The sequence below is a fragment of the Bacillus cereus group sp. N12 genome (genome assembly GCF_016483575.1).
In the GTDB taxonomy this organism is placed as follows: Bacteria; Bacillota; Bacilli; order Bacillales; family Bacillaceae_G; genus Bacillus_A; species Bacillus_A toyonensis.
Genome location: NZ_JAEHBO010000130.1, coordinates 1 through 8570, shown reverse-complemented (window position 1 = coordinate 8570; position 8570 = coordinate 1). Strand labels below are relative to the sequence as shown.

The window sequence follows — 8570 nt, the reverse complement described above, 5'->3', positions numbered from 1 at the left end:
GGTGTATATGTATCAACGAAGTCTGCTTGTTCTTCAAAAGCCAATGAAGTGAGCAGAGTGTTAGTGTCAATGGGAGTACCGCATGCAGCTGCTGCAAGCGCTATTCGTATTAGTCTAGCACCAGACAACACGATGGAAGAAGTAAAACAATTTGAAGGTATTGTAAAAGAGACAATGCCAAAATTATATGAAGTGATGAGGTAAAGAAATATGATGACATATGAATATATTTTAGTACGTTACGGAGAAATGACGACAAAAGGTAAGAACCGTTCTAAATTTGTAAGCACATTAAAAGATAACGTTAAGTTCAAACTGAAAAAATTCCCAAACATTAAAATCGATGCAACACATGACCGTATGTACATTCAGTTAAATGGCGAAGACCATGAAGCGATTGCTGAAAGATTGAAAGATGTATTTGGTATTCATAAGTTTAATTTAGCGATGAAAGTACCATCAGAATTAGAAGATATTAAAAAAGGTGCATTAGCAGCTTTCTTACAAGTAAAAGATGATGTGAAAACATTTAAAATTACAGTGCACCGTTCTGATAAACGTTTCCCAATGAAGACGATGGAGTTACTTCCAGAAATTGGCGGGCACATTTTAGAAAATACAGAGGATATCACAGTAGACGTCCATAATCCAGATGTGAATGTACGTGTAGAAATTCGCAGTGGTTACAGCTATATTATGTGTGGTGAGCACATGGGAGCTGGCGGTTTACCAGTTGGCGTTGGCGGAAAAGTAATGGTACTTCTTTCTGGTGGTATTGATAGCCCAGTAGCAGCGTACTTAACGATGAAACGCGGCGTATCTGTGGAGGCAGTTCACTTCCATAGTCCACCTTTCACAAGTGAGCGTGCGAAACAAAAAGTAATCGATTTAGCACAAGAGTTAACGAAATACTGTAAACGTGTAACACTTCACCTTGTTCCATTTACTGAAGTGCAAAAAACGATTAATAAAGAAATTCCATCTAGTTATTCTATGACAGTAATGCGTCGTATGATGATGCGTATTACAGAGCAGATTGCAGAGGAGCGTAATGCACTTGCAATTACGACTGGTGAAAGTCTTGGACAAGTAGCGAGCCAAACGTTAGATAGTATGCATACGATTAATGAAGTGACAAACTATCCTGTTATTCGTCCGCTTATTACGATGGATAAATTAGAAATTATTAAAATCGCTGAAGAAATCGGCACATATGATATCTCAATTCGTCCATACGAAGATTGCTGTACAGTATTCACACCAGCAAGCCCAGCGACGAAGCCGAAGCGTGAAAAAGCGAATCGTTTTGAAGCGAAATATGATTTCACACCATTAATCGAAGAAGCTGTAGCAAACAAAGAAACAATGGTATTACAAACGGTAGAAGTAGTAGCGGAAGAAGAAAAATTCGAAGAACTTTTCTAAAACCATAAATTACCATATCTAAAATGTGTATGAAGTCATGTTATTTATCACACTCTATACTCACAAGGAGGTGATATAACATGGCACGTAGCACAAATAAATTAGCGGTTCCTGGTGCTGAATCAGCATTAGACCAAATGAAATACGAAATCGCTCAAGAGTTTGGTGTTCAACTTGGAGCGGATGCAACATCTCGCGCTAACGGTTCTGTTGGTGGCGAAATTACGAAACGTCTAGTTTCACTAGCTGAGCAACAATTAGGCGGTTTCCAAAAATAATTCCATATACAATGGCTTAGAAAGAGCGGGTTCTCCCCGCTCTTTCTTTTTGTTGTTCGTATTAGTATAAATTCATTTCGACAAAAGCATAAAAAAATTGTCAAAAGAAGAGGGTTCAAAATTTACTGAAAATTCTTTATTATATAAGGGAGGCATAAAGAAAAAGGAGGATGTTTATGAAGAGAGAGGAATTGTTGGCACCACCATCTTATAATTTAGTTTCAGAAATAGAGAAATATACAGACGATAAAGAGAAGCTTGCTTTAATTTGGCAAGATGATAAAGGGAATAGACGAGAAGTTACATATTTTGAATTAATGCAAGGTGCAAATAAAATTGGAAACGCTTTTATAAAAAGTGGCTTACAAAAAGGGGACAAGCTCCTTATTATGATGCCGCGTTTAATTGAAGCTTACATGACGTATATCGCTGCGATTAAAGCAGGATTTGTCGTAATTCCGAGTTCGGAAATGTTGCGTAAAAAAGATATTGAATACCGCATTGGACACGGAGAAGTAAAAGCGATTGTAAGTTATGAACCATATATCGGACAGTTTGATAACATAGGGGCGATGGAATCTCTTCAAAAGTTCGTTCTGAGCGAGCAGTCAGTAGACGGATGGATCAATTTAAAAACAGCATTAGAAACAGAAAGTGACATGTTAGAAATGGCGAAAACAGATAAAGAAGATATGGTCTTTTTATCTTATACGTCAGGGACGACAGGAAACCCGAAAGGAGTTGTTCATACGCATGCGTGGGCATACGCTCATTTACGTACGAGCGCCCCAAATTGGCTCGGAATTGAAGAGAATGATGTTGTATGGGCAACGGCTAGCCCAGGGTGGCAAAAGTGGATTTGGAGCCCGTTTTTAGCCACTCTCGGTTCAGGGGCAACAGGATTTGTATACAACGGTAAGTTTGAACCGAAAACGTATTTAAATTTATTAGACGATAATAAGGTGAATGTGCTTTGTTGTACACCGACTGAGTATAGATTAATGGCAAAGGTAGAAGACTTGACCGAGTACAATTTAGAAGCGTTACATAGCGCTGTATCCGCAGGTGAGCCGTTAAATAGAGAAGTCATTGAAACGTTCCAAAAGCACTTTGATATTACAGTAAGAGATGGCTATGGGCAAACGGAAAATACATTACTTGTTGGCGTAATGAAAGGGATGGATATTAGACCGGGATCAATGGGGAAACCAACGCCAGGAAACCATGTTGATATCGTTAATGAAGAAGGAATCCCAGTGCAGGTAGGAGAAGTTGGCGATATTGCAGTTCATATTGAAACACCAGCCCTCTTTAAGCAATATTATAAAGATGATGAACGCACAGCGATGCAATTCCGTGGTGATTATTATATTACGGGTGATAAAGCGAAAAAAGATGAAGACGGCTATTTCTGGTTTGAAGGGCGCGGAGATGATATTATCATTAGCTCTGGTTACACAATCGGGCCGTTCGAAGTTGAAGATGCACTTGTAAAACATCCTTACGTAAGAGAATGTGCGGTTGTCGCAAGTCCGGATGAAATTCGAGGGAGTGTCGTGAAGGCATTTATCGTATTAAGAGAGAATATAGAAAAGAACGAAGAAACATTAATTCCAGTGCTCCAACAACACGTGAAAGAACTCACTGCACCATATAAATATCCTCGCAAAATTGAATTTGTAGATGAACTACCAAAAACGATTTCCGGAAAAATTCGTCGTATTGAACTTAGAAAACAAGAGATGGAGCTCCCTTCCAAATAATTTTGAAAATAGAGAAGTAAATAGTTGAATGAAATGTAAAACGATGATATTATAAAAACGAACACAAGTTCGATTTTATAAACTAAAAAAAGAGGTGTCCGTATGATTTTAGGTATTAATCCGTACTTAGTTTTAGATGGTAGTGGGCAAGAAGCTGTACAGTTTTACAAAGAGGCATTAGACGCAAAAGTAGAAGTAATGCAAACTTTTGGTGACATGCCTGAAAATCCAGAATACCCGATTCCAGCTGAAGCGAAAGAGCGCGTTTTACATGCTACTTTAAAAGTTGGTAATACGGACCTTATGATTTCTGATACATTCCCAGGTCAAGGGCATGCAATCGGATCTCAAGTAACAATCGCAATTCAAATTAGTAATGCAGAAAAAGCAAAAGAAGTATTCGAAAAGTTACAAGAGGGTGGAGAAGTTATTATGCCACTTCAAGAAACGTTCTGGAGCCCAGCATACGGACAACTAAAAGATAAATTTAGCATTGAATGGCAAATTACAACGTCTACTACTGAACAAAAATAATTTTGGGAAAGCACCATTTTTAATTCAAATGGTGCTTTTTTTATACGGATTAATCTCGTAGACTAAAGGGAAAAAGGGGATGAGCATATGGGAGAAATTTGGTATGGCGGCACCATTTACACGATGCGAGAAGAGAATGAAAAAGTAGACGCTGTTTATGTTGAAAACGGTGTGATCGTTGATGTCGGGAGTAAAGAAGAGTTAGAAGACCGATATGCTACTACGGTTAAATTGCACGATTTAGAAGGCAAAACGATGATTCCAGGTCTCGTTGATAGTCATATGCATCTTATTGGGCATGGAGAGAGGTTACTCCGTCTAGATTTATCAAATTGTACATCTTATGGCGAAGTACTTACTCTTGTTCAGAAGCAAGTAGAAGACGCGCCAAAAGGTTGTTGGATTATCGGAGAAGGCTGGAATGAAAATAACTTTACAGATACGAAAGATGTTCACGCACGTGATTTAGATGCAATTTCGAAAGAACATCCCATTTTATTAAAACGAGTTTGTCGTCACGTTACATGGGTGAATTCATACATACTGCAAGAAGCGAACATAACAGAAGAGACGCAAGATCCGAAAGGCGGGAAAATTGGCCGGGATGCATCAAATAAGTTAACAGGGCTTTTATATGAACAAGGACAAGAATTAATGAAACACGTTCAGCCTGAAATTGATAAAGCTTATTTACAAAGAGCTTTGCAAACAGCGATTAAAGACTGCTGGCAATATGGAATCGTTGGTGGGCATACGGAAGATTTAAATTATTACGGTGGTTTTAGAAAAACGTATAATGCGTTTTCTTACGTTATAAAAGAAATGCCATTTAAAGCGCATTTACTCGTTCATCATGAAGTAGCAAATGAAAGAAAAGAATATGAAAATGAGCACTATATTGAATTTGGTGCGATGAAAATTTTTTCTGACGGTTCTTTTGGCGGAAGAACTGCTTTATTAAGTGAACCGTATGAAGATGCGAAGGAAACAAATGGAGTTGCGATTTTCTCACGTGAAGAGCTTGCAAGTTTAGTGAAAAAAGCACGTGATTTACATATGCCAGTTGCCATTCATACTATCGGTGACTTGTCGCTTGAATATGTCATTGATGCGCTTGAATTACATCCACCAGCAGAAGGGGTACGTGACCGTATTATTCATTGCCAGCTAGCTCGTGAAGAGTTGATTGAAAGAATGAAACACTTGCCAGCTATTATTGATATTCAACCGGTCTTTGTTTCATCAGATTTTCCATCAGTCATTGAAAAACTAGGCGAGCGTCGTCTTCGTTACGCGTATGCTTGGAAGACGTTACTGGACGCAGGCTTACATTGCAACGGTGGTTCAGATGCTCCTATTGAACAAGTGAATCCGTTTTTAGGCATATATAGCGCTGTTACACGTAGAAGTTTTATTGACGGTGTATGCTATATGCCTGAGGAAAGATTAACGGCATATGAGGCTGTTTCTTTATTTACGACAGGAAGTGCTTATGCAATAGGAAAAGAAGCGAAGCGAGGACAAATTATAAAAGGATATGAAGCAGACTTTACGATATTAGATCGAAACATATTTGAAATAGAGGCAGAAGAAATAAAAGAAGTACAAGCGGAAATGACCGTCATTGATGGCCAGGTTGTTTATAGAAAAGATGCGTAAAATATATCAGCGATTTTCGGAATATATCGACTGTAACTCGAAATATATCAGCGATTATTAAAATATATCGACTTACCGACAAAAACTGACAAGAATAGCGACCGGATAGCGAGAGATTGTTGGCCGCGCCAATCGGGATAAATAAATAACCGCAGAATTATGGGATCCCCATAATTTTGCGGTTATTTTAATACTATAAAAATGTTCTCTGTACTTTTTCCCAGAAGGAATTGTTTTTTAATTTTACTGTTTTAATTTGTTTATCGCTTAAGCGTACAACAGCTTTTTCAACTTGTTTAATGCTAAGCGCTTCGTTATCCATGCCGATAACAGGATAATCGTTACCGTCTGGTTTAAGTTTTAAAGTTAGTGTACGTTCGTGGTTTAAGATGAACGGTGAACCGAGCGTACGGTATGTGTTGTTATTTAAAGATGCTAGTTCGCTTACTTGGAAACATGGGATAAGCGGATCGACAACGGCACCATGTAATGATTTGTTGTAAGCTGTACTTCCTGTTGGGGTAGAAACAACTAAACCGTCACCTCTAAATGTTTCGAAATATAAATCATCAACGTGAACATCTACAACGAATGTTTTAATAATGCTAGAACGTAATGAGAATTCATTTAAACAATGGAAAGATGTACCGTGATCTACATCTACCTGAATTGTTGGATATTTTCGCACTTCAATTTCATTTTTTGTAATTTCTTGAAGGGCTGTATCAACGTGATCAATGTGGAAATCACAGTAGAAAGAAATTTCATCTTTCGTAGAAATCCCTGCGTATAAGCAATCTTCTCTAAAACCAGTTTTACGAACGGCTTGTAAGAAAGTTGCATCATCTCCAACACTGACGATAGCGTTTGCATTTTTTGGTTGATCTAATATGGTAAATCCATTCTCTTCTAAAATGCGATAGATTGGTTTCATCTTTTCAACGAGCGTTGCTTTGTCATCACCATAAAAGAAAAATAAATTGCGACGATCTGCCATTATGTATCCCTCCACTGCAGTTAAATTTTCTGTTTTTCGTGCTACATATCATTAGAGTCCGTTCCCTGATGATATGTTCAAATAATATATTTCGATATAAATTGTCAAAATACCTTTTTATTTTTAGAAAAATTTTTATATTCAATCTTACGGAACTCTGTTTAATGATGAATAAACTTGTCGATAATGGGTACGGAGTGAAAGGATGATACGTATGAAGTGGCTCGTAATTGGAATAATAATTCTTCTCCTTTTTATTTTGCTTATACTATTGTCGAAAATAAAGCTTAAAGTGACATTTTTATATTCAGAAATGGAAAAGCAATGTTTGTTTCAAGTGAAAATATGGATGATTCGATATACATTTGATGTGTTGGAAAGAATTGAAAAACAGCAGAAAAAGACAGGACAGAAAATCGAAAAAGCTGAAAAGGACGGCGGAATAGATAATAAAATTATGGCGCAACTTGACAGCATCGGGGAACTGATAAAAAGGCTTCAAAAAGTTCATACTATCGTTAAAGATTTTCTCAAACGAGTGAAAATCAATGGTTGGAAATGGCATACGCAAATTGGAGCAGGCGACGCAGCTAGTACTGGAATTGTCACTGGATATGCATGGGGGACAAAAGGAATGGCTGCTGGAGTTATAGGACAATATATGCATATTGTCGATGTACCAGAATTTGAAATTATCCCTGTTTTTCAAGGGAAGGGATTTGCATCAAGGTGCGAGTTAACAGCATCTTTTCGTATATTTCGTGCTATAAAAACAGGATTCAAATTACTCATGTTTATGAGAAGGCAAAAATCTGGTATGACAGAAAAATCTGTTCAAGCATAGGGGGGATATAGAGTGGACCATCCAATTCAAGGTTTAATGACAACCGCAATGCAGCATTTAAAACAAATGACTGATGTAAATACAATTGTTGGTGATCCAATTAAAGCAGCAGATGGAAGTGTAATTCTTACTGTTTCGAAAGTAAGCTTTGGTTTTGCTGCTGGTGGAAGTGAATTTGGTAAAGTAGAACATTCAGGTCGTCATCCATTTGGCGGGGGAAGTGGTGGAGGAGTTTCTATTAATCCTGTTGCCTTTCTTGTTATAAATGGAGATGGTGTGAAAGTATTACACTTAGATAAGCAGACACACGTCATTGATAAAATAATTGAATTAGCACCACAAGCTGTTGATAAAGTGAAAGAAATGATGGATAAACGAAAAGAAGATGATCCTGAATTTCAAATTTAACGAATAAAGAAGCTAATCAATGGATTAGCTTCTTTAATTTTTTTGTAAATAAAGCGATTTTATTTGCATTATCGATGGGGACAAACTATCATTTACATTGTACATATTTTGTTTTAAATAAGGGAGGATTTTCAAGTGGCAAACGTAACTTTTAAAGGTAATCCAATGACTTTAGTTGGAACAGAAGTTAAAGTTGGCGATCAAGCGCCAAACTTCCAAGTATTAGCAAACGACTTATCTTCAGTAAGTTTAGAAACATACAAAGGCGAAGTAAAATTAATTAGTGTTGTACCTTCAATCGACACAGGTGTATGTGATGCACAAACACGTCGTTTTAACCAAGATGCAGCAGGTATTGAAAACGCGAAAGTATTAACAATTAGCGCTGACTTACCATTCGCTCAAAAACGCTGGTGTGCAGCAAACGGTTTAGAAAATGTTGTAACACTTTCTGATCACCGTGACCTTTCATTCGGTGAAGCTTACGGCTTAGTAATGAAAGAACTTCGTTTACTTGCTCGTGCAGTATTCGTAGTAGATAGCAATGACAAAGTAGTTTACGCAGAATACGTAAGCGAAGGTACAAGCCATCCAAACTATGAAGCAGCATTAGAAGCAGCTAAATCTGCAAAGTAATAGGAAGGAAATGACCTCTTATAAAG

9 protein-coding genes and 1 pseudogene are annotated in these 8570 nt (G+C 37.5%); 9 read left to right on the top strand and 1 reads right to left on the bottom strand.

Translation table 11 applies throughout. The features are described 5' to 3' along the window. From JDS92_RS28690 to JDS92_RS28665, 6 genes and pseudogenes are all read left to right on the top strand, one after another. A pseudogene (locus JDS92_RS28690) lies at positions 1-204 on the top strand (cysteine desulfurase NifS); the annotation flags it as partial. 6 nt (positions 205-210) lie between these two features. Then, complete coding sequence (gene thiI / locus JDS92_RS28685) at positions 211-1425, top strand: tRNA uracil 4-sulfurtransferase ThiI (RefSeq protein ID WP_000989269.1); 1215 nt, start codon at positions 211-213, stop codon at positions 1423-1425. Positions 1426-1505: 80 nt separating this feature from the next. Further along, positions 1506-1703: an alpha/beta-type small acid-soluble spore protein gene (locus tag JDS92_RS28680; RefSeq protein WP_000124490.1), complete on the top strand. Its 198-nt coding sequence runs from the start codon at positions 1506-1508 to the stop codon at positions 1701-1703. 176 nt (positions 1704-1879) lie between these two features. Next, positions 1880-3466 (top strand): acyl-CoA synthetase MbcS, encoded by a 1587-nt coding sequence (mbcS, locus tag JDS92_RS28675; protein ID WP_000817731.1) that lies wholly within the window; start codon positions 1880-1882, stop codon positions 3464-3466. A gap of 102 nt (positions 3467-3568) precedes the next feature. Further along, the gene (locus JDS92_RS28670) at positions 3569-4000 is read left to right on the top strand and encodes a VOC family protein (RefSeq protein ID WP_000600354.1); all 432 of its coding nucleotides are present in this window, start codon (positions 3569-3571) and stop codon (positions 3998-4000) included. 87 nt (positions 4001-4087) lie between these two features. Beyond that, positions 4088-5659, top strand: a complete 1572-nt coding sequence (locus tag JDS92_RS28665; RefSeq protein ID WP_098820829.1) for an amidohydrolase — start codon at positions 4088-4090, stop codon at positions 5657-5659. A gap of 193 nt (positions 5660-5852) precedes the next feature. Here JDS92_RS28665 and JDS92_RS28660 read toward each other — a convergent pair whose 3' ends face one another. Beyond that, positions 5853-6656, bottom strand: coding sequence for an NAD kinase (locus tag JDS92_RS28660; RefSeq protein ID WP_000785189.1), 804 nt, complete (start codon positions 6654-6656; stop codon positions 5853-5855). A gap of 205 nt (positions 6657-6861) precedes the next feature. On the opposite strand from JDS92_RS28660, the gene JDS92_RS28655 reads away from it, so the two are divergent. From JDS92_RS28655 to tpx, 3 genes are all read left to right on the top strand, one after another. Further along, positions 6862-7500 (top strand): DUF2953 domain-containing protein, encoded by a 639-nt coding sequence (locus JDS92_RS28655; RefSeq protein WP_087951022.1) that lies wholly within the window; start codon positions 6862-6864, stop codon positions 7498-7500. Positions 7501-7512: 12 nt separating this feature from the next. Next, positions 7513-7908 carry a GerW family sporulation protein gene (ytfJ, locus tag JDS92_RS28650; RefSeq protein ID WP_000350003.1) on the top strand — a complete coding sequence of 132 codons (396 nt, stop codon included), beginning with the start codon at positions 7513-7515 and terminating at the stop codon, positions 7906-7908. 135 nt (positions 7909-8043) lie between these two features. Next, positions 8044-8544, top strand: coding sequence for a thiol peroxidase (gene tpx, locus JDS92_RS28645; RefSeq protein ID WP_097959240.1), 501 nt, complete (start codon positions 8044-8046; stop codon positions 8542-8544). The last annotated feature ends 26 nt before the right edge of the window (positions 8545-8570 follow it).

Bases quoted from the DNA above. Each gene is read 5' to 3' on its own strand.
- thiI (WP_000989269.1), top strand. From the start codon at position 211: ATGATGACATATGAATATATTTTAGTACGTTACGGAGAAATGACGACA.
- JDS92_RS28680 (WP_000124490.1), top strand. From the start codon at position 1,506: ATGGCACGTAGCACAAATAAATTAGCGGTTCCTGGTGCTGAATCAGCA.
- mbcS (WP_000817731.1), top strand. From the start codon at position 1,880: ATGAAGAGAGAGGAATTGTTGGCACCACCATCTTATAATTTAGTTTCA.
- JDS92_RS28670 (WP_000600354.1), top strand. From the start codon at position 3,569: ATGATTTTAGGTATTAATCCGTACTTAGTTTTAGATGGTAGTGGGCAA.
- JDS92_RS28665 (WP_098820829.1), top strand. From the start codon at position 4,088: ATGGGAGAAATTTGGTATGGCGGCACCATTTACACGATGCGAGAAGAG.
- JDS92_RS28660 (WP_000785189.1), bottom strand. From the start codon at position 6,656: ATGGCAGATCGTCGCAATTTATTTTTCTTTTATGGTGATGACAAAGCA.
- JDS92_RS28655 (WP_087951022.1), top strand. From the start codon at position 6,862: ATGATACGTATGAAGTGGCTCGTAATTGGAATAATAATTCTTCTCCTT.